The sequence below is a fragment of the Shinella sp. WSD5-1 genome (genome assembly GCF_963942435.1).
In the GTDB taxonomy this organism is placed as follows: Bacteria; Pseudomonadota; Alphaproteobacteria; order Rhizobiales; family Rhizobiaceae; genus Shinella; species Shinella yambaruensis.
In genome coordinates this window covers 58,216-78,474 of sequence record NZ_OZ012597.1, presented here as the reverse complement: position 1 = coordinate 78,474, position 20,259 = coordinate 58,216, and the positions used below count along the sequence as shown (strand labels likewise).

At 64.0% G+C, this 20,259-nt stretch carries 21 protein-coding genes; 13 read left to right on the top strand and 8 right to left on the bottom strand.

Features of this window, described 5'->3' with window-relative positions; translation table 11 throughout:
- Positions 1 to 129: 129 nt before the first annotated feature.
- From AABQ55_RS23555 to AABQ55_RS23535, 5 genes are all read left to right on the top strand, one after another.
- Entirely contained in the window at positions 130 to 960 is an 831-nt protein-coding gene (locus tag AABQ55_RS23555) for a transporter substrate-binding domain-containing protein (protein WP_272807756.1), read from the top strand.
- 62 nt (positions 961 to 1,022) lie between these two features.
- Complete coding sequence (locus AABQ55_RS23550) at positions 1,023 to 1,493, top strand: hypothetical protein (protein ID WP_272807757.1); 471 nt, start codon at positions 1,023 to 1,025, stop codon at positions 1,491 to 1,493.
- A 9-nt stretch (positions 1,494 to 1,502) separates the two neighbouring features.
- Positions 1,503 to 2,282, top strand: a complete 780-nt coding sequence (locus AABQ55_RS23545; protein WP_244766399.1) for an enoyl-CoA hydratase/isomerase family protein — start codon at positions 1,503 to 1,505, stop codon at positions 2,280 to 2,282.
- A 27-nt stretch (positions 2,283 to 2,309) separates the two neighbouring features.
- Positions 2,310 to 2,498, top strand: coding sequence for a hypothetical protein (locus AABQ55_RS23540; RefSeq protein WP_244766400.1), 189 nt, complete (start codon positions 2,310 to 2,312; stop codon positions 2,496 to 2,498).
- Positions 2,495 to 3,886: an amidase gene (locus AABQ55_RS23535; protein WP_272807758.1), complete on the top strand. Its 1,392-nt coding sequence runs from the start codon at positions 2,495 to 2,497 to the stop codon at positions 3,884 to 3,886. Before AABQ55_RS23540 ends, AABQ55_RS23535 begins: the two co-directional genes overlap by 4 nt.
- Positions 3,887 to 3,958: 72 nt before the next feature.
- Here AABQ55_RS23535 and AABQ55_RS23530 read toward each other — a convergent pair whose 3' ends face one another.
- The 5 genes from AABQ55_RS23530 to AABQ55_RS23510 form a co-directional block, all read right to left on the bottom strand.
- Positions 3,959 to 5,170 carry a HAMP domain-containing sensor histidine kinase gene (locus AABQ55_RS23530; protein WP_272807759.1) on the bottom strand — a complete coding sequence of 404 codons (1,212 nt, stop codon included), beginning with the start codon at positions 5,168 to 5,170 and terminating at the stop codon, positions 3,959 to 3,961.
- 1 nt (position 5,171) lies between these two features.
- Positions 5,172 to 5,867 carry a response regulator gene (locus tag AABQ55_RS23525; RefSeq protein ID WP_272807760.1) on the bottom strand — a complete coding sequence of 232 codons (696 nt, stop codon included), beginning with the start codon at positions 5,865 to 5,867 and terminating at the stop codon, positions 5,172 to 5,174.
- Positions 5,868 to 5,876: 9 nt separating this feature from the next.
- Positions 5,877 to 6,413, bottom strand: a complete 537-nt coding sequence (locus tag AABQ55_RS23520; RefSeq protein WP_272807761.1) for a cytochrome b — start codon at positions 6,411 to 6,413, stop codon at positions 5,877 to 5,879.
- A gap of 70 nt (positions 6,414 to 6,483) precedes the next feature.
- Positions 6,484 to 6,969: a Spy/CpxP family protein refolding chaperone gene (locus AABQ55_RS23515; RefSeq protein ID WP_272807762.1), complete on the bottom strand. Its 486-nt coding sequence runs from the start codon at positions 6,967 to 6,969 to the stop codon at positions 6,484 to 6,486.
- A 166-nt stretch (positions 6,970 to 7,135) separates the two neighbouring features.
- The gene (locus AABQ55_RS23510; RefSeq protein WP_244766406.1) at positions 7,136 to 8,077 is read right to left on the bottom strand and encodes a LysR family transcriptional regulator; all 942 of its coding nucleotides are present in this window, start codon (positions 8,075 to 8,077) and stop codon (positions 7,136 to 7,138) included.
- A 269-nt stretch (positions 8,078 to 8,346) separates the two neighbouring features.
- Between AABQ55_RS23510 and AABQ55_RS23505 the strand changes: the two genes are divergently transcribed.
- The 6 genes from AABQ55_RS23505 (at position 8,347) to AABQ55_RS23480 (ending at position 13,904) form a co-directional block, all read left to right on the top strand.
- On the top strand, positions 8,347 to 9,171 hold the full coding sequence (locus tag AABQ55_RS23505) for an amino acid ABC transporter ATP-binding protein (RefSeq protein ID WP_443021173.1): 825 nt from the start codon (positions 8,347 to 8,349) through the stop codon (positions 9,169 to 9,171).
- Between the two features lie 13 nt (positions 9,172 to 9,184).
- Positions 9,185 to 9,844 (top strand): ABC transporter permease, encoded by a 660-nt coding sequence (locus AABQ55_RS23500; protein ID WP_244766407.1) that lies wholly within the window; start codon positions 9,185 to 9,187, stop codon positions 9,842 to 9,844.
- Between the two features lie 11 nt (positions 9,845 to 9,855).
- Positions 9,856 to 10,587: an ABC transporter permease gene (locus AABQ55_RS23495; RefSeq protein WP_272807764.1), complete on the top strand. Its 732-nt coding sequence runs from the start codon at positions 9,856 to 9,858 to the stop codon at positions 10,585 to 10,587.
- Positions 10,577 to 11,743 carry an alanine racemase gene (alr, locus tag AABQ55_RS23490; RefSeq protein ID WP_272807765.1) on the top strand — a complete coding sequence of 389 codons (1,167 nt, stop codon included), beginning with the start codon at positions 10,577 to 10,579 and terminating at the stop codon, positions 11,741 to 11,743. The genes AABQ55_RS23495 and alr overlap by 11 nt, the downstream gene beginning before the upstream one ends.
- 1 nt (position 11,744) lies before the next feature.
- The gene (locus AABQ55_RS23485) at positions 11,745 to 12,590 is read left to right on the top strand and encodes a transporter substrate-binding domain-containing protein (protein ID WP_272807766.1); all 846 of its coding nucleotides are present in this window, start codon (positions 11,745 to 11,747) and stop codon (positions 12,588 to 12,590) included.
- Positions 12,591 to 12,659: 69 nt separating this feature from the next.
- A complete protein-coding gene (locus AABQ55_RS23480) occupies positions 12,660 to 13,904 on the top strand; it encodes a CapA family protein (RefSeq protein ID WP_272807767.1) in 1,245 nt (414 codons plus the stop codon).
- A gap of 16 nt (positions 13,905 to 13,920) precedes the next feature.
- Here the strand turns inward: AABQ55_RS23480 and AABQ55_RS23475 are convergent, their stop codons facing one another.
- The gene (locus AABQ55_RS23475) at positions 13,921 to 14,394 is read right to left on the bottom strand and encodes a hypothetical protein (protein WP_272807768.1); all 474 of its coding nucleotides are present in this window, start codon (positions 14,392 to 14,394) and stop codon (positions 13,921 to 13,923) included.
- Positions 14,395 to 14,595: 201 nt separating this feature from the next.
- On the opposite strand from AABQ55_RS23475, the gene AABQ55_RS23470 reads away from it, so the two are divergent.
- Both AABQ55_RS23470 and AABQ55_RS23465 read left to right on the top strand, forming a co-directional pair.
- Positions 14,596 to 17,385, top strand: coding sequence for a bifunctional aconitate hydratase 2/2-methylisocitrate dehydratase (locus AABQ55_RS23470; protein WP_272807769.1), 2,790 nt, complete (start codon positions 14,596 to 14,598; stop codon positions 17,383 to 17,385).
- 324 nt (positions 17,386 to 17,709) lie between these two features.
- Complete coding sequence (locus AABQ55_RS23465) at positions 17,710 to 19,095, top strand: FAD/NAD(P)-binding protein (protein ID WP_272807770.1); 1,386 nt, start codon at positions 17,710 to 17,712, stop codon at positions 19,093 to 19,095.
- A 65-nt stretch (positions 19,096 to 19,160) separates the two neighbouring features.
- On the opposite strand, the gene AABQ55_RS23460 is transcribed toward AABQ55_RS23465, so the two are convergent.
- The gene (locus AABQ55_RS23460) at positions 19,161 to 19,496 is read right to left on the bottom strand and encodes a TIGR01244 family sulfur transferase (RefSeq protein WP_272807771.1); all 336 of its coding nucleotides are present in this window, start codon (positions 19,494 to 19,496) and stop codon (positions 19,161 to 19,163) included.
- Between the two features lie 182 nt (positions 19,497 to 19,678).
- Complete coding sequence (gene msuE / locus AABQ55_RS23455; protein ID WP_272807772.1) at positions 19,679 to 20,239, bottom strand: FMN reductase; 561 nt, start codon at positions 20,237 to 20,239, stop codon at positions 19,679 to 19,681.
- Between the last annotated feature and the right edge of the window lie 20 nt (positions 20,240 to 20,259).

The following is a 20,259-nucleotide window of genomic DNA, read 5'->3' as shown; positions in this document are numbered from 1 at the left end:
CCGGCAATTGACGAAAAAGTAAAATAGTCGCACAGTGTACTGGTGCACTCTTTTATTGCGGCCGGACAAGGCAAGCCGGGTGCGTCCTTTCAGGTCATAATCAGGGGAATTCAAATGAGCAGACGAGCAATGCGTTTTCTGGTTGCCATCGCTGGGCTTGGCTTCATGACTGCCGCGGCGAGCGCGGCATGTGAGCCCGACAAGGCCGCCGAGAAGTACCCGACCTTCGCTGGAAAGTCCGTGAAGATCGCCATATCGCCGCTTTACGCGCCGTTCGCCTATGCCGAGGAGGGCTCCGACAAGCTCATCGGGAGTGACGTCGAGATCGGCGAAGCGGCCCTGGAATGCGTCGGCCTCAAACCGGAATATGTGAAGGGCGTCTTCACCAGCTTGCTTCCGACCGTGCTGAACGGCCAGACCGACATCATGAACGCAAACCTCTTCTACAACGAGGAGCGTGCGCAGAACGTCGATTTTGTCGTCTACATGAAGGCCGGCAGCGCCCTGGTGGTGCCGAAAGGGAACGAGCACGGTATCAAGTCGATGGACGACCTCTGCGGCCTCACGACAAGTGCGGTCATCGGCACCTTCTCGCAGAAGGCGCTGGAGGAGCAGTCGAAGACGTGCGAGGCGGCGGGCAAGCCCGCGATCAATATCGTGGTCGCGACCGAAACGGATGCGGCCGTGCGCGGGATATTGAACAAGCGCATCGACTTTCTGCTCGACAATGCGGGCGCCGCCGTCGTGCGGGTGAAGGACGATCCGGAGACGCTGGAGATCGCCTTCACCCAGGCGCGTGACGTGAAGGTCGGCTTTGCCGCCAAGAATGACAACAACGAGATTCTCGACGCCTATCTGAACGGGATGCAGGAGATCTATCGGAACGGCACGGTTGCGAAAATCCTTGAGAAATATGGGATCGACCCGCAGCTTGCCATCGAGCCCGAGATCGTGCGCTGACCTGGAGCACAGACGGGACCGGCCCGATTCCATCGGGCCGGCCTTCGATCCGGAGGCCGACCATGCGCTTGCGCGTCATTTCGACCTGCGCCGACCTCCAAGCCGTCCTCGCGAAGGACCTTGGCCCAGGCGCATGGTCGCAGATCAGCGAAGAACAAGCTCGACGCTTCGAGGCGGCCCGGCGTGCCGGACCGCACGACACCGGGAGGAGATGCACGAAATCCCGGCCAGCGCTTGTTGACGGGGCACTGCTTCTCTCCCTTCTCGGGCGATTGCGGGCGAGCATCGAGGATCTGCGTTTCGAGTTTCCCAGCCGGATGAACCTCCTCTACGGCTTCGACGACGTTCGCTTTTCCGATCCGGTGCCGGCTCCCGTCATGATCCGCCTTTTCCTTAGGATCATCGACGTGAAGCTGCTCGAACCGGGGACGATCCATGTCGTTTACGCGCACCGTCTCAAAACGTCCGAGGGCCTCACGATCCTTGAGGCAAACGCGATCAACCGCATTTACCTGCAGGAGCAGGCTGTTTGAGGAAACCTGATGTCGATAGATTTTCTCGCTGATGAGAATGGAATTGCCACGATCACGATCAATCGGCCGGAACGCTTGAATGCCCTCGACCGCGCTCACTACGCCGAGCTTTCCAGGGCGTGGGTGGAGGTGCGGGACGACCCGAAAATCCGGTGCGCCATCGTGACGGGGGCGGGCGAGAAATCGTTCTGCGCGGGCGCGGACATCAAGGATGTCATCGGCGCGAGGGAAGAACTGCGGAACCTCTGGCAGACGCAGGAAATGCCGTTGCTGAACCGTGGCCTTGAACTGTGGAAGCCGGTGATCGCGGCGGTCAACGGCCATTGTCTCGGAGGGGGCATGACGTTGCTTCTCGCCACCGATATCAGGGTCGCCTCGCCGAATGCCGCATTCGGCGTCGCGGAAGTCAAGCGCGGCATCGTTGCCGGTCTCGGCGGAACACAACGGCTGGTGCGGCAACTGGCCCATGCGCACGCGATGGAAATGCTCTTGACCGGAGACACCATCGATGCGGAAACGGCGGAACGGCGCGGCCTCATAAATCGTGTCGCGCCCGCGGGCGAATTGATGGCCGTGGCGAGGCGCTATGCGGACACCATGGCCCGCAATGCACCGCTCGCCGTTCAGGCGACGAAGGAATTGGCAATGCGCGCGCGTGACATGAGCCTCCAGGACGGGCTGCGGATCGAGCAGCTGCTGAACAATCTGCTTCAGCGCAACTCGGTTGACGTCGCCGAAGGGCGCGCTGCCTTTATCGAAAAACGGTCCGCGGCATTCCGCGGGGAATAGCGCAAGGGGCCTCTCGAAGGGCGTGTTATGGCTGAGACAACTTTTGAAGATTTCATCGTCCTTGTCCGTCGGAGTGGACTGCCTCATGACGACGTCGACCTTGAGCTGCTGTTTGATGGTTATCTCAAGCTTCAAGGCATGATCGCCTCGCTCCGCCGGCCGTCGGACCTCACGACCGGCCTTGCCGTCGGCTTTCAGCCGGAACCCGTCGAATGAGCCCGTTGACGATCGCTGAAGCGGGCAGGAAGCTTGCCGCAAAAACAGTGTCGCCTGTCGAGCTTACCCGCGAATGCCTCGATCGGATCGAAGCTCTCAATCCGACGCTCGCAGCGTTCATCACGGTGACGGGCGAACGAGCGCTTGCCGATGCCCGGGCGGCTGAAGAGCGGATGATGAAGGACCGGAGGCGAACGCCGCTGGACGGCATTCCCATCGCCCACAAGGATCTTTTTGAAACGGCGGGAATTCTGACGTCTGCGCATTCCCGGATCTTGCAGGATAATGTTCCTTCGTCCGATGCCACCGTTGTGCGCCGCCTGGCGGACGCGGGGACCGTCATGCTCGGCAAGCTCGCCACGCTGGAATTCGCTCTTGCCGGGCCTTCGTTCGATTTACCCTGGCCTCCCGCCCGGAACCCCTGGAATCCCGATTACTTCACCTCTGGCTCGAGCAGTGGAACGGCCGCGGCGGTGGCTTGCGGCATGGCTCTTGGCGGGACCGCCACCGATACCGGCGGCTCCATCAGGGGACCGGCCGCCATGTGCGGTGTTTCCGGCATCAAGCCCACATTCGGCCGCTGCAGCCGATCCGGCGTGATTCCCCTTGCCCATACGCTCGACCACATCGGGCCCATGGCGTGGACGGCGCAGGATTGTGCCCTCCTGCTTCAGGAGATGGCCGGCTTCGACCCCTCGGATCGGGCGAGCGCCGACGTTCCCGTTCCCGATTTTTCAGGTGAGATCGGCAAGAGCCTGCGGGGTTTGAAAGTTGGCGTTGTCGCTCACTTCCATGAAAGAGACAATCCCGTCAGCGAGGAGACGGCAGTCGCGGTATCGCAGGCCATCGAGATCCTGCGGGACGGCGGCGCTGTCGTTTCCGATGTCAAGCTGTCGTCCCTGGCGGAATATTCCTCGGCAAACCGCGTGATAATGAACGCGGAGGCCGCCGCATATCACGAGCAGACGCTGAGGAGCCGCTTCCGCGATTTCGGTGAGCGTCTACGGCACAGGTTGCTGCTGGCATCCTTCATGACAAGCAACGACTACATCCAGGCGCAACGGCGCAGGCGCGAATTGTGTAACGAGTTCGCACGGGCTATGGAAACGGTCGATGTCCTCATAACCGCAGCTTCGGCTTCCGAGGCGCCGCTCATCGAGGACGTCCCCTTCTGGGACGGCCTTGAAAAGCCGAGTTTTGCATTGCCTTGGAATTTGACCGGCTATCCTGCCATCGCGGTCTGCATGGGGTTTGGGCCGAAAGGCCTGCCGCTCTCCGTGCAGATCGGCGGCCGACCCTTCGGCGAGGCCACGCTTTTCCAGGTCGCTACGCTCCTCGAAACTTCAACCCTATGGAGGCAGAGACGCCCTGTTCTCTGCTCGTCCTGACATTGTGCGGGGCTGCCTTGCCGCGCGCCCGATAGCGTTCTGCTCAGCATGCATGTATGGCGGCCGCGGGGCTCAGGGCGTATCCAATCGTGGCAGCCGCAGTATAAACCGTGTGCCTCCATCCCTGGGCGGGTCGTGCAGCACCGTTCCTCCATGCAGCTGTGCGATCTGGCGCACGAGGGAAAGGCCGAGGCCCCATCCTCCGGCAGCCTCGCCGTGGCCGCCCGGGCGGTAAAAGGGTTCGAAGACACGTTCGCCTTCTCCCGTAGGGATACCGGCACCATGGTCGCGGACCGACGGTTCGGTCATGGCGCCCGTGGACCTGACGCTGATCGTGATGGGCGCCGCGCCATGACGAACCGCGTTCTGTATCAGGTTGCGGATCGCCCGGGACAGGAGCCGCGCATCGCCCACGACCTCCGCCGGCGTTCCGGAGGCGTCCAGCCCCGCCCGCGCGGCCTCTTCCGCGGCAAGCGCCAGAAGGTCGAGCGGCTGGAACGCTTCGGTCCGCTCGCCATGGGTCAGCCGGCTGGAAAGCAGGATTTCGCCGACAAGGTCGTCCAGTTCGCCCAGGTTCCGCGCGATCTCCTCGCGCTGCGTCTGTGTGGGGTTGTCCTCATGGAGATGCACGGCCATGCGCAGGCGGGCAAGCGGGGAGCGCAACTCGTGGCTGGCATTGGCCAGGAGCGAACGGTTCGAATTGACCAGCGCCTCGACCTGCGCAGCGGCCCGGTTGAAACTGTCGGCGACGCTCGCGACCTCGTCGCGCCCCTCGACGGCGACGCGCAGGGACAGGTTGCCCTTTCCCCAGCTCTCGACACCGTGGCGCAGACGCTCCAGCCGGCGCGTAAGGTTGCGCACGACCGGCCAGGCCGCGAGCGCCGTCAAGCCGGCAACGAGCGCCAGAAGCAGCAACGGATTGCCGCGCGGCCGGAACGGCAGGGTGAAACGCGCGGTCAATGTTCCGCCGTCCCGCACCGCAACGGTGACGGGAGCGAAGGTGGTGATGCCATCCCGTTCGGCGGGCTGATAGGCCGCGACGAGGGTTCCCGCCGCATCGCGCAGTTCGATCTCCGCATGGCTTGCCGGGCCGATGCGGTTCAGCACGGCCTGCGGCTCCTCGGGACCGGACAGCATGGCTGCCAGCAGCTCGGCACGCTGGTTGACCCAGCCGCGATCCTCGCGATCCACGAACAGCGCCACCATGACGATCCCCGCAATCGCGAGGATCGCGATGCCGGCCAGAACCGTCAGATAGATCTTGAGAAACAGCCGCCCGCGCATGTCAGTCCTTGTCGTCCTGGCGTCGTGCGAAGACATAGCCCGCGCCGCGCACGGTGACGATGCGGCGAGGGTGCCGGGGATCGTCCTCGATCGCCGCCCGGATACGGGAGACATGGACATCGACCGACCGGTCGAACGCATCGGCTTCGATCCCCTTCACGCGATCAAGCAACTGCTCGCGCGTGAGAATCCGCCCGGCGCTTTCGGCAAGGGCCAGAAGGATGTCGAACTGGTGGCCGGTCATGTCGCAGACCTGCCCGTCGAGCCGCGCGCTGCGGGAGCCGGGGTCGATCTCCAGCCGCCCGAAGCGAAGGATGCCCGCCACCGGAGAGGCGCCGCGGCGGCGCAGGATTGCGCGCAGCCGGGCCAGCAGCTCGCGGGGGCTGAAGGGTTTGGGCAGATAGTCGTCGGCGCCGATCTCGAGCCCGACGATGCGATCGGTCTCGTCTCCCCTGGCGGTCAGCATCAGGACCGGGACGTCCGATCCGGCGCGGATGCGCTTCAGCACCTCGAAGCCGTCGAGGTCGGGCAGCATGACGTCGAGGATCACCGCTTCGGCAGGGCTGCGGCTGAGATCGGCCAGTCCCGCCGTGGCCGTGGGCGCCGATCGCACCCGATAGCCATTGGCGGACAGGTAGTCGTTCAGCATGGCGGAAAGCCTCGTGTCGTCGTCGATGATCAGGAGATGTTCCGCCATGCCCGTTCCTCAGCGCACCGCGCTGTCCTTGCCATACCACAAACGCGTGAAGATCGCCTCACGCCGGACGAAGGCGTGATAGAGCGCGGCCCCGACATGGGCAACCAGGAGGCCGATAAGAGCCATCGCGCCGATCCCGTGCGGGCCGCGCGGCGCATAGGCCGCGAAATCCGGCAACGACCCGGTCCCGCCGAACAGGATGGCTCCGGCCCCGCTCATCGCCATCAGCGCGATGCCGCTGCCGAACATGCCGAAGAGGACGATATAGAAGGCGGCATGAACCCCTCGCGCCAGACGTTCCTGCCAGGGCGGCGTATTTGCCATGGGCGCCGGCTTGCGGTCGAAGACCAGCCACCACGCCACGCGCAGGATCGTCAGCGCAAGGGTGGCGATGCCGAGCGGCACATGCACGCGCAGGAACATCGCCGGATCGCTCGAGGCGGCGGCTCGAAAGCCGGTTCCCAGGAGGACGAGAATCGCGGCGGCGCTGAGCCAGTGGATTGTCACGGCAACGCTGCCGTAGCGATCTGCGCTGCTCTTCATCATGATCGGAACTCCTGATTGGATATCGGGTCGGGGAGCCGGGGCGTGGCCGCCCCGGCCGAACCACGCGCCTTCATTCACGGCCCGGCCTGAAGCCGGGACCGAAAGAGCGGCGCTTCTCCAGCAGTTCCGTCCGCTGTTCGGGCGTCAGGACCTCGGCTGCCTGGATGAAGGCCTCGAGCGCCCGGGCCGAGACGGCGTCCGCGGTGGCAAGGGCTTCCTTCCGCAGGGTTTCGATCGCGGCGCGGTCCAGCGTCTCGGCCCTCACGAGGGCGGCCAGGCGGTCACGCCTATCGTCCAGATCGCTGATCATGGGGCGGATTTCCGTCCGGGCGGCATCGACGATGGCCCAGATTCTCTGGCGCTGCTCTTTGGTCGTGTCCACCGATTTCAGCGCGCGTTCCAGGCCGAAGCCGCCGAAGGGGCCGCCGAATCCATGGCCGCGAAAGCCGTTCGCCTGAACCACGCCGGTGACTGCGAGCGCGCCGAGCGCCAGAACCGCGGTCATCCCGCCTACCAGATACTTGCGCAGGCGGCCTTTCTTGCTGCTGTCTTCCATGTTGCTTCTCCTCGTCTTGCACGGCCTCTCATCGCCGCGACAAGGAGAAGATGATGTCCGCGTGTTTCTCCCATCCACGCGTCATATTAAGTTTTGTGAAGAAGCAGGAGGAGGGCGCCGACGGACATTCGCGTGCCGGGCCGCCGGCTGGCGTCCTTCAAGATCCCTAGCCATCGGGTGCTTTTGCGCCCGCTGGCAGATCGGTGTCTTGCGCGCACGCGACGAGTACGTTCACGGCTTCCTGCAACATGGGGCCCAGATATCGGCCTTTCTGCCAGAACACGACGTAGTGATAGAGCGCGCTTGGCTCGAAGGGGCGGATCTCGACGTTGAAGCACGCAGCCTGCCGGGCGGCGAAGGTATTGCTGCTTGAAATGCCGAGGCCGGCGGCGACGAAACTGACCTCCTGGCCGATGACATCCACCTGGATGGCGAGGTGCGGCTCCGCTCCCATGTAGCGAATGGCATTCTCGCTCATGAGGTGGGATTGCATCTGCGGTTCGATATCCGCAAGCGGCTCGCCGACCAGATCCTCCGGCCGGATCAAGTCCTTCCGGGCAAACCGGTGCTCCGGATGGAAGATGCATACATTGGTCGCCGTCGTCATCGGGCGCCAGTCGAAGACGTTTTCGTCGAGCGGCAGGCGGCCAAGTCCGAGATCCGCCCGCCCTTCGAGCACATGGTCCGTCACCTCCCGGTAGGTGCCGGATTTGATGTGGACCGCCGCGACCGGCTGGCGCGACCGCAGCATGCGGATGGCATCGGGAAGTAGCCGGAGCGAGAAGACGTGCGGCGCGGCGATGCCGATCGTGTCGCTGTCGATGCCCTTCAGCGAGGAGACGGTCCGGGCGATCCTTTCCATCTGCACGAAGGTCGCATCGGCGTCGCGAAAGAGGGTCATCGTCTGCGCCGTTGGAACGAGCCGCCCCTTGTCGCGCATGAACAGCTGTACGCCGAGCAGGGTTTCCAGCTGCTTGATCTGCTGGCTGACGGCGGGTTGGGTGATGTCGAGGGCCTTTGCCGCCGCCCTCTCGGAACCGGTCCTGACGACCTCGCGCAGAATCTGAAGCTGGCGAAGCGTGACGCCCGTCCCTGCGATTTCGACCATGATGGTGCGTTCCTGCGTGCGCGGTTCGTAGCTCTGCAAATGCAAAGACCAACTTATACCCTCTCGCGTGGAGCCGCCACCTCCGAGCCGGATGGCTCTTCTTCATATAAGCCAGGCTTATCTAAAAATAATCCTGCTTATAAATTGACCCTATGGGCGCGACAGGCAATTCTATGTCCGTAACGCCGCCGTGACGGACAGCCGGCGCCGACGGAACACAAGGGGTTCCGCTACATCGAAAATCGAAAGCGAAAGGGTGGTGCCGCTTCATGCGCGCAGCAAAGGCTTTGTCGTATCCTGCATTCGGCGTCGGTGAACCGGCCGCGGAACCCGGTATCCGCGCCGAGCGGATCGAAAAGCGGCTCGGCGGCAACGATGTCCTGCGGGGTGTCGAGCTTATCGTCCGTCCCGGCGAGATCCTCTCGATCCTCGGCAGCAGCGGTTCGGGCAAGAGCACGCTGCTCAGGTGCCTCAATCTCCTGACCATTCCCGATCGCGGAGACATCTGGGTGCACGGCGAGAAGCTGGCGATCCGCGCCGCATCGCCGCACGGCGGACCTGCCGGCATCCTCGATCACCGGCAGGTCCGAAGGGTGCGGGCTTCCATGGGCATGGTTTTCCAGAACTTCAATCTCTGGCCGCACAAGACGGCGCTCGAGAACGTCACGGAGGGGCCGGTTCTCGTCAAGGGGATCCGGCGCGGCGCCGCCGCCGAGCTCGGCCGCCACTACCTCGCCAAGGTAGGGCTCTCGGACAAGGCGGATGCCTATCCGCGCCATTTGTCCGGCGGCCAGCAGCAGCGCGTGGCGATCGCCCGGGCGCTGGCGATGGAGCCGCAGGTGCTGCTTTTCGACGAGCCGACCTCGGCGCTGGACCCGGAACTGGTGGGCGAAGTGCTGCGTGTCATGGCGGCGCTTGCCGGGGAGGGGCGGACCATGGTGATCGTCACCCACGAACTTGCTTTCGCGCGCGAGGTCTCGACGCGGGCCGCCTTCATGCACGGCGGGCTGATCGAAGAGGAAAGCCCGCCGCAGGAATTCTTCTCCTCTCCCGTCTCAGGCCGTCTTCGCGGCTTTCTCGCTTCCCATCGATAGGAGGACCTCGCGCATGGACGGTTTCGTGGTGCAGTTCGTCAACGGACTGAAGACGACGGTACTGCTGGCGCTTGTCAGCGGCGCGCTCGGCATGGCGCTCGGATTGCTTGCTGCGGCGGGGCGGCTGTCGCGGTGGAGGGCGGTAAGCGCCGCGGTCGGCTTCTACACGACGATCATTCGGGGCGTGCCCGAACTCATCATCATCCTGCTGATCTATTTCGGCGGAACTGTCGCCATCAGCGCCTTCTTCGGACGTTATGTCGAGGTCAACGCGTTCCTCGCCGGGGTCGTTTCCCTCACCGTCGTCTTCGGCGCCTATACGGCGGAAATCTTCCGAGGGGCGGTGCTCAGCATACCGGCAGGGCAGATCGAGGCGGCCCGCTCGCTCGGGCTGCATCCCTGGCAGACCTGGCTGCTCGTCATCCTTCCGCAAATGCTGCGCATCGCCCTGCCGGCGCTTGCGAACCAGTGGATCTCCCTTGTCAAGGAAACGTCGCTGATCTCGATCGTCGGGCTGACCGATATCATGCGGGTCGCCGCCATCGGCGCGGGGTCGCTGCGGGCGCCGCTGACATTCTATCTCGCGGCATCGGCGCTCTATCTCGCGCTGACCAGCCTGGCGCTGGTGATCTTCAATCTCCTCGAACGGCGTTTCGCCGTTCCCGGGCGGTGAGGTGCCGCGCCATGGATATCATGCTCCTCCTCACCAGCACGGTCACGCTTACCGGCGGCATTCCGCTGACGCTTCTCCTGACATTCGCATCGCTCCTGGCGGGTTTCGTCCTCGCCGTGCCCCTTGCCTTCATGCGGGCGTCGCCGCGCAAGTGGCTTTCCCTACCAGTGCTCGCCTATACATACGTGTTTCGCGGCACGCCGCTGCTCGTCCAGCTTTTCATCATCTATTACGGCCTCGGTCAGGTCGGCGCCATTCGCTCGAGCGTGCTCTGGGTCCTGCTGCGCGATCCCTTCTGGTGCTGCCTGCTGGCGTTCTCCCTGAACGGCGCCGCCTACACGACGGAGATCTTTCGCGGCGGGATCCAGGCCGTGGCGACCGGCATGATCGAGGCGGCGCAGGCGGTCGGCATGTCGCCGTTGCAGATCAAGCGCCGGATCATCTTTCCGATCGCCTTCAGAAGCGTGCTTCCGTCCTATGCCAACGAGGTCATCAGCCTGGTGAAGGCGACGTCGCTCGCCAGCACCGTGACCTTGCTGGAGATCACCGGCCTTTCGCGAAAACTGGTGTCGGAGACCTTCGCACCCTACGAGATCTTCATCGCCGCGGGCGTGCTCTATCTCGGCCTGACCTTCCTCCTGACCGGTTTCTTCAACGTGCTGGAGGCCCGGTTGAACGCGGCGCCCCAGGCAAGGAGAAATCCGCGCCGGGTCATCCTGCGGCAGGTGCCCCATGAACAGTAACGCCCGTCAAGACCTGCTGCCGCTCCGGGAGAGCGCGTGGCGCGAGATCGATCCGTCGGCGATTGTTTCCAACTACCGCGCCATACGGGCGGCGATCGGTCCCGGGACAAAGATCTTCGCCTGCCTGAAGCAGGACGCCTATGGATGCGGGGCGGGGAAGGTAGCCTCTCTCCTGTCCGCGGCCGGCACCGATGCCTTCGGCGTCGTGTCCATCGCCGATGCGATCGCCGTGCGGCGGGCGGCGCCCGGAACGCCGATCCTCATGTATCCGGGCATCGGTCCGGATGCCGTCGACCTTATCAGGGACCTCGACCTGACGATTTCAGTTTCCGGCGAGGAGGACCTGAAGGGCTGGCTTGCGACCGGCGTGCCGCTCAAGGTTTTCGTGAAGGTGGATCTCGGCTTTTGGCGCGCCGGCGTGGTGCCCGCCAGCCTCCGGCGCTTGGTGAAACTGTGCGCCTCGCAAAGCAATCTCGCCGTTGACGGCCTTTATGCCCATCTCAGTGAGTTCGGCGACGCCGGGTCTTCTGCGCCGGCGCAGGTCGCACGCCTGACGCCGCTTCTTGACGCGCTGAAGGCGGAGGGGCGGCTTCCCGCAACCGTCATGGTTTCAAGCAGCGAAAGCCTGCTTCAGCACCCGGAATTCGACATGGACGCGGTCGATCCCGGTGCCCTCCTCTTCGGATTGGCCCGTTCCGGGGCCGGGCGTCGGACCCTCTCAATCCGGCCGGCCCTGTCGGCGATCAAGGCGCGCATCGTGGCGCTCAAGACGTGCCACGACAGCATGGGAAGGCCGCCGGGCCTGCCGGGCTACCACCCGGCGATGCGCCTTGCCGTGCTGGGGATCGGCTGGGGGCACGGGGTGCCGCGAGACCTCGGCTCCTCGGCCTCGGTGCTCGTCCGGGGGCGGCGTGCGCCCGTCGTGCCGCCCGTCCATCTCGAACATCTTCGCATCGACGTCACGGATATTCCCGAAGCGGTGCTCGGGGATGAGGCGGTCCTGCTCGGCTCTTCCGGTGCGGACCGCATCACGCTGCCGCAACTCGCCGAAGCCTGGAACACCGATGAAACAGGCGTCGGCTGCGGCCTCAGGGAGAGCCTGCGGCGGATAGACGCCGCACCACGATCGAAACCGAACCAAGAAGAAGGGGAATGACATGAAACGACAACTGACCTGCGCCCTCGCGGCGCTCCTGCTGGCTGCCGGCCTTGCCCATGGCGCGGAGCGCACGGCCATCACCATCGCCTCGGAAGGCGCCTCGCCGCCGTGGGACTATATCGACGAGAACGGCGCGCTCGTCGGTTTCGACATCGACGTCGGCAACGAGCTCTGCACCCGGATGAAGCTGCAATGCACCTTCGTCGCGCAGGACTGGGACGGCATCATCCCCGGCCTTCTGGTGAAGAAGTACGATGCGATCATGGCCGGCATGTCGATCACCGAAAAGCGCAAGAAATCAATCGCCTTCTCCGTTCCCTATGCGGTGGCGCCGAACCAGATCGTCATGCGCCGGGCGCTCGGCCTGCCGCCCGGGGATATCGAGGCGAAGCTGAACCTCACGGATATCGACGCGGCGAAGAAGGAGACCATCGACAAGCTGAGGGAAAGCCTGAAGGGCAGGACCCTCGGTGTCCTTCGCTCCTCCAACTCGGAGGCGGTCGTGCAGGAACTCTTCGGCGACATTGCGGAGGTGCGCAGCTATGACAGCCAGGAAAACCTGAAGCTCGACCTGACATCGGAGCGTATCGACGGCGGCCTCGGCGATCGCCTGGTCTGGAAGCAGTTCCTCGACACGCCGGAGGGCAAGGCGGTGGAATTCTTCGGCCCTGAACTTTCGGGAGGCACCTGGGGCCCCGGCGTCGGTGTCGGTCTTCGCAAGGAGGATGCCGATCTTGCCGAGGCCTTCGACAAGGCCATCGAAGCGAGCACCCGGGACGGCGCGCTCGGGAAGATCAGCCAAAAGTGGTTCGGCGTGGATATTGCTCCGCAGCTCGCGAACTGACTGTCCCCCTGCGACTATCGGCGGCCCTCGGGCCGCCTCCTCCTGAATTCTTCTCCAAGGTACATCGCCATGTCTTCACCGTTCACGCTCGCCGTCACCGGGCAATCTCTCATTCATCATGATGTCCGGCAGGTCCGGGACGATGGATTTGCCGCAATCAAGGCACTGATCAAGCAGGCCGATATCGCTTTTACGAATTTCGAGACGACGGTGTTCGGCCGGCATGGCGGGTGGCCGATGAAGGGGTCCTATTTCGGATGTTCGGCGCCGTTTGTGCTGGATGCGCTGAAGGACATCGGCTTCAACACCCTGGCGCTCTCCAACAACCACGCCTTCGACCTCGGCCCTCCGGGCGTTCTGTCGACGCTGGAGGAAGTGGCGGAGAGGGGGTTCCTTCACGCCGGTATCGGTGTCGATGCCACAGACGCGGGCCGGCCGGGAATGAAAACCTTCGGCACAAGGCGGGTGGCGCTCGTTGCCATGGACGCCGGCCCCGGCCCGGCGACCATGTATGCGGCCGACGCGACGGACCGGCGTCCTGCAAGGCCGGGCGTGAATGGGCTCGACGTGTCGAGGCGTTTTGCGGTCGAGCCCGCGGTATTCGCGAGCCTCTCCGGCATTCAGGACATCTTCCAGAGCAGTCCGATGGAACGGGGCAACTACGCCCAGCCGCACGATCCGCCGGACCTGCAATCGGCCGATGAGATCGATTTTTACGGAACGGTCTTTTGCCGCGCCCCGGAGAACCGGCGCCGGATCCTGGTGGACGAGGCGAGCCTGCAGCGTCATCTGTCGGCGATCCGCCACGCTGCCGCGGAAGGCGCCTTCGTCATCGCCTACCTCCACCATCATCATTGGGAGCCGAACTGGCGGGAGGTGCCTTCCTGGGTTCAGGCGTTCGCACGGGCTTGTATCGATGCCGGCGCGGGGATGTTCGTCAGTCATGGCGCGCCGGTCCTGCAGCCCATCGAAATCTATCGCCGCGCGCCGATCTTCTTCGGGCTCGGTAATTTTCTCTTCCATCTCGATGAGGGGGAGGTCGTATGGAGCGCACCGGATGTCTGGAAAAGCGTGGTGGCGACATGCCGTTTTGATGCCGACGCGAGGCTCCGGTCGATCGACCTTCATCCTGTCGTCATCGGCGGCGAGAATCTGGACGCTGACAATTATCACGAACGGATCGTTCCGGTCCCTGCCCCGGAAGGGCTGGCAGCGAGGATGATCGAGGATTTGGCAATCCGCTCGAAGGCACACGGCGTGTCGATCGCCTTCGCCGAGCGTTTTGGGAGAATAACGGCAGAGATCAGCGCGTAACGACAATGACCGGAAATCAGCTTTGGTAACTGAGCGACCCCGAGAATCCAGGGTAAAGCACGTCGAATACCTTCGCGGTTTTCCGGTCAACCGCCTCCGCAAGGTGATCGTAACCGGACCGAGGGATCTCCGATGCAGGACGAATTGTCGTGCCTGCTTCTTCCAGAACCTGCTGGAACGCTTTGACGCATCCTCTTGGCATGGTGTCGAGCGAGCCGATCTCGTCGAGCAGCGCCTCCTCAACCGAGGTCAGAACGGAACTGTCATTTTTTGTTCGTCGCCTATTCTGGTCCGGAAGCGTTCCAAAAAGGTCAAACAGCGACAGGAGGCCCTCATGCAGGCGGTCATTCTTCAGCATTTCGGTCAGGCTGCCTTCGGCCTCCTTGCATGTCGAGCCGCAAGATTGCCAGTGCCGGAAAACCGAAACGACGAATGCTTCATCACTGGTCAGATCGGAAAAGCCAAGCGGGGTAAAATTGATGGTTTCCATAAATCCAGTCCGAGCGGCACGCGGAGGCCTTCTTTAGCTGATTAAAGTTGATTTCGAAACACCACTTTTTAATGAAATGCGGTATCTTGTCACGCGGTCCTGGTTGACGTACTCGAAACCCACAGAGCCCTGTGGGCCAAGCAACAAACCGCTCGGTGGCGCTACGTTTCCGCGCCATGCAGTTCATGACGTGGGATAGCGATGAACCTTTACCTGGATTACCTGGCTGAGATCAAAAGCAGAGAAGCGCAAGGGCTCGCCCCCAAGCCGATCGACGACGGCGGATTGACCGGCGAAATCATTGCAATCATCCAGGATGCCGGTAACGAGCATCGGGCCGATGCCCTGAATTTCTTCATCTACAATACGCTGCCGGGCACGACCAGTGCGGCTGGCGTCAAGGCCGCGTTCCTGAAGAAGATCATCCTCGGCGAAACGATCGTCCCGGAGATCACCCCCGAATTCGCCCTCGAACTGTTGTCGCATATGAAAGGCGGCCCTTCGATCGACGTGCTGCTCGACATCGCGCTTGGCGATGACGCCGCGATCGCCGGGCAGGCCGGCGAGGTGCTGAAGACGCAGGTCTTCCTCTACGATGCCGACATGTTCCGGCTGCGCGATGCCTTCAAGGCGGGCAATGCCATCGCGAAGGGCGTTCTGGAGAGCTATGCCAAGGCCGAATTCTTCACCAAGCTCCCGGCTGTCGAGGACGAGATCAAGGTCGTGACCTTCATCGCCGCCGAAGGCGATATTTCGACCGACCTGCTGTCGCCCGGCAACCAGGCGCATTCGCGCTCGGACCGCGAGCTGCACGGCCAGTGCATGATCACGCCCGAGGCGCAGCAGGAAATCGTGGCGCTGAAGAAGCAGCACCCGGACAAGCGCGTGATGATGATCGCCGAGAAGGGCACGATGGGCGTGGGCTCGTCGCGGATGTCCGGCGTGAACAATGTGGCGCTCTGGACCGGCAAGCAGGCCAGCCCCTATGTGCCCTTCGTCAATTACGCGCCGGTCGTCGCGGGCACCAACGGCATCTCGCCGATCTTCGCGACCACCGTGGACGTGACCGGCGGCATCGGAATCAACCTGAAGAACTGGACCAGGAAGACCGGCGAGGACGGCAAGCCGATCCTCAACAACGACGGCAACCCGGTCCTCGAGCAGCAATTCTCGGTCGAGACCGGGACAGTCCTGAAGATCGACACGAAGAACAAGAAGCTCCGCGACGAGAACGGCAAGGAGCTGGTCGACGTCGCCGCCGCCTTCACGCCCCAGAAGATGGAGTTCATGAAGGCCGGCAGCTCCTATGCCATCGTCTTCGGCAAGAAACTCCAGACCTTTGCCGCCCAGACGCTCGGGGTCGAGCCGACCCCGGTCTTCGCCCCGAACAAGGAAATCACCGTCGAGGGCCAGGGCCTGACCGCGGTCGAGAAGATCTTCAACCGCAACGCCGTCGGCGTGACGCCGGGCAAGGTGCTGCACGCGGGCTCGGATGTGCGGGTCAAGGTGAACATCGTCGGCTCGCAGGACACCACCGGCCTGATGACCGCGCAGGAACTCGAGGCGATGGCGGCCACCGTCATCTCGCCGCTCGTGGACGGCGCCTACCAGTCGGGTTGTCACACGGCATCCGTCTGGGACAAGAAGGCGCAGGCGAACATTCCGAAACTCATGGCCTTCATGAACAACTTCGGCCTGATCACCGCCCGCGACCCGAAGGGCGTCTATCATTCGATGACGGACGTGATCCACAAGGTGCTGAACGACATCACCGTGGATGACTGGGCGATCATCATCGGCGGCGACAGCCACACCCGCATGTCCAAGGGCGTGGCCTTCGGCGCCGATTCGGGCACCGTGGCGCTGGCGCTGGCCACCGGCGAGGCGACCATGCCGATCCCGCAGTCGGTCAAGGTGACCTTCAAGGGAACGATGAAGCCCTATATGGACTTCCGCGACGTGGTGCATGCGACCCAGTCGCAGATGCTCAAGCAGTGTGGGGACAACGTGTTCCAGGGCCGGGTGATCGAGGTCCATATCGGCACGCTTCTGGCCGACCAGGCCTTCACCTTCACCGACTGGACGGCCGAGATGAAGGCCAAGGCGTCGATCTGCATCTCGCAGGACGAGACGTTGATCGAGTCGCTGGAAATCGCCAAGTCGCGCATCCAGATCATGATCGACAAGGGCATGGAAAACGCGGCACGGACCCTGCACGGCTTGATCGCCAAGGCGGACAGGCGCATCGCCGAGATCCGCTCGGGCGAAAAGCCTGCGCTCGCGCCCGACGACAATGCGAAATACTTCGCCGAAGTCGTCGTCGATCTGGACGTGATCGACGAGCCGATGATTGCCGATCCCGACGTGAACAATGCCGATGTGTCCAAGCGTTACACCCACGACACGATCCGTCCGGTGTCCTATTACGGCGGCGCCAAGAAGGTCGACCTGGGCTTCGTGGGCTCGTGCATGGTGCACAAGGGCGACATGAAGATCGTCGCGCAGATGCTGAAGAACATCGAGAAGGCCGAGGGCAAGGTCGAGTTCAAGGCGCCGCTCGTCGTCGCCGCCCCGACCTACAACATCATCGACGAACTGAAGGCCGAAGGGGATTGGGAAATCCTGCAGAAGTATTCGGGCTTCGAGTTCGACGACCTGATGCCGAAGAGCAAAGCGCGGACCGAATACGAGAACATCCTCTATCTCGAGCGTCCGGGCTGCAACCTGTGCATGGGCAACCAGGAAAAGGCGGAGAAGGGCGATACCGTCCTGGCGACCTCGACCCGCCTGTTCCAGGGCCGCGTCGTGGAAGACACCACCGAGAAGAAGGGTGAATCGCTGCTGGCCTCGACCCCGGTCGTGGTGTTGTCGGCGATCCTCGGACGCACGCCGAGCATGGAAGAGTACCGGGCTGCCGTCGACGGAATAGACCTGACAAAGTTCGCTCCGCCGAAAGTCGCTCCGATCGATTCTTTGTCCGTCCATTACTAGGGGTTCGACATCGAGAGGGCGCTGTAAAGCCTGACGCCGATTGGGTGGCCCGGCGAGGCGCCCTGCTGTCAGGCGGGCGCAAGCCCGAGCGATTCATTACACTCGCTGATCCCCGGAATCTGCGCGCGGATGAAGATCCGGCTCGGACCGGCGGCGTGCTGTCCCGTGGCACCCCTGCCGCTGGGTGAGCGCGGGCGCGCTCGGGAGGGCTTGATTTTACGGGAAGTATTCTATTGTTTTAGTAGAGAATGCCGTGTCACCCACTCGTCGGACAGGACGAGTTCCTGGAAACCGCCTCACGCCGTGCAGGAAAGGAACCCATCGATGACGCTTGCGCCCGCCCAACTCCTTCCGCAATCGCAGGACGCCGATACCCTTGCACGGATCGCCATCATCGGTCGTGGCTTCACCGGCCTCATGACGGCGATCGCGCTCTTGAAGGCCGTCCACAGGCCGTTCCATCTCGTGATGTTCGACCCCTATCCAAAAATCGACGGCGGGGAGAGCATCGGCCGCCCGGCGTCCGGGCTCCTGAACAGCCGCGTCCGCGATCTCTCGGTCGATCCGGCGGCCCGCGACGATTTTCGTCATTGGCTGGAGGCCAATGACGACTGGCGTGACCGCGACCAGGCGGTGTCCGGCAATGTCGATCATGCCTTCGTGCCCGGGGAGGTGTTCAGCGCCTATGCCTATCAGCGTTTCTCCGAAGCGCTGCGCGAACGGGCCGATGTGATGGTTCAGGTGCGTGCCGAGAGTGTCGCGGCCATCGGGCGCCACCCGCGGGGCGGTCTTTCCGTTCTTTCGGGCGAGGGCGATCAGGCGCGCTTCGATGCCGTCTTCCTGGCGACGGGCTATGGCCTGCGCGAAATCGCCGAAGGCAATGCCGGCCCGACCGGCGCAAGGGAGGTGCAGGTCATCGGCGGCGGCGTTCATGCCGTCGACCGTGCGCTGCGCCTGCTTGCGGCAGGGGAGGCGTCCCATGTCACGCTCATTTCCGCGTCCGGTTTCCTGCCGCAGCCGCATGCGCCGTCGGCCGTCGGCGCCGTGTCGTCCGATCGTCCGTTCCCGAACACGCTCCGCGGCGCCTTCCGCCATCTGCGCGAGGCCGCGAACCGGGCGGCACTGGAGGGGACTGGCTGGCAGGGCATCATGAACGATTTCCGCCTGCGCGCCCGCGAGCTCTGGCAGGGCCTGACGCCGGAGGAGCGGCGCCGCTTCAAGCGCCATGTCAAGCCGATCTACGACAGCCACCGCAACCGTCTTCCGCTCGGCCACTATGAGCGGCTGCGCCGGGCAATCGACAGCGGGGCAATCACGGTGCGCAAGGGCAAGGTCGAGCGCATCGCGACCAATGGCGTGCTGCTCTCGGGCGCGGGGGGACTGCAGGTTCTGCCGGCGGACCGGACGATCGATTGTCGTGTCCGCCCGACCGATCTCGATTCCCCGCTCTTCCGCTCGCTCCTGTCGGCGCAGCTTGCGCGGCGGGACGAGCTCGACCTCGGCATCCTCGTCGACGGTGACGGCCGGGTCTTTTCGCAAACGGGGGCATTCGAGGGGCTCTTCGCGATGGGGCCGCTGGGTCTTGGAAGCCTGCCGGATATCGACCTCGTGCCGCAGATCGTCGTTCAGGCTCACGCGGCAGCCGACGCCCTCGGGGCTTGGCTTGCGGAAGCCGCGAGCAGCAAAGCCGCGGAGTCTCGCACGCGCTAGAAAGACGCCGGCCCGGCCGCCGGCCGGGTCAGGCCAGTCCCGAGAGGGCGCGACAGGTGCGCGGATCAGCGGGGCAGCAGCGCCTGTTCGTAGATCTTCGTCGAACGGGCGCCGGAACGGCAATAAGCCAGGATCGGCCGGGGAAGATCGTCCAGCGCCTGGACCATGCTGCCCACGGCCTCGTCCGTCAGTCCCGTGGAAAGCACGGGGATATGCCGGACCTCGATCCCGAGCTGGGCCGCGCGGCCGGCAATCGACGAGAATGCGGGCTGGTCGGCTTGCTCCCGGTCGGGCCGGTGGCAGACGATGGAGCGGAACCCCAGCAGGCTGACGATGTCGACATCTTCAGCCTCGATCTGCGGTGAAACCGAGTAGTCCTCGTTGATCTTGCGGATGTCCATGCCTGTCCTTCCTTTGTCGTTCTGGCGAAGGCGCGTTGTCTTTCGGGCTTCAGGAAAAGCCCAGGGGCCGCACAGACACGCTGAGCCACAGGGCGGCGGCAACGAGCGCCACGGCTGCCGCCACCCCGACGAAAAACCAGCCCAGTTCGCTTGAAGGCCTCAAGACCGGCCCGCGGCCGATGTCACGCCGCATGATGGACATCCTTGTCGACAGCCGGAAGAAGGCCGGACAGATCCGACAGGAGGTCGTCGAAGCGCGCCGCAAGGCGGGCCGATGCAACCCTGTGGTCCTTGAAATCGACATCGGATGCATAGATCGCCGTCGGGAGTGTCCGGGCGCTGAAGAAGCCGAAGAGGGGACGCAGCTGATGCTCGACCACCAGCGCATGCCGGTCGCCGCCGCCGGTCGCCGTGAGGATGACGGGTTTCCCGCGCAGTTCGAGAGGGTCGATCAGGTCGAATAGGTGCTTGAAGAGACCGGGATAGGAGCCCTTGTACGTAGGCGAGCCGACCAGCAGCAGGTCTGCCGCGACGATATCGGCGACGACTTGCCGGGCCTGATGGTCGAGGTCCTTGCGCCAGAGCGCGCGGCCGAGCGAAGGGCCGACGTCATTGAGGTCGTAGGACGATGTCTCCACCGCGTAGCGGGCCTGGATCAGCGAGGCGATGTGCCCGGTAAGCGCCTGGGTTTTCGACGGTCTGTTGTAGCTGCCTGTTATGCTGACGAGCCTCGGTATCGACATGGCGTTCTCCATTTTAATCC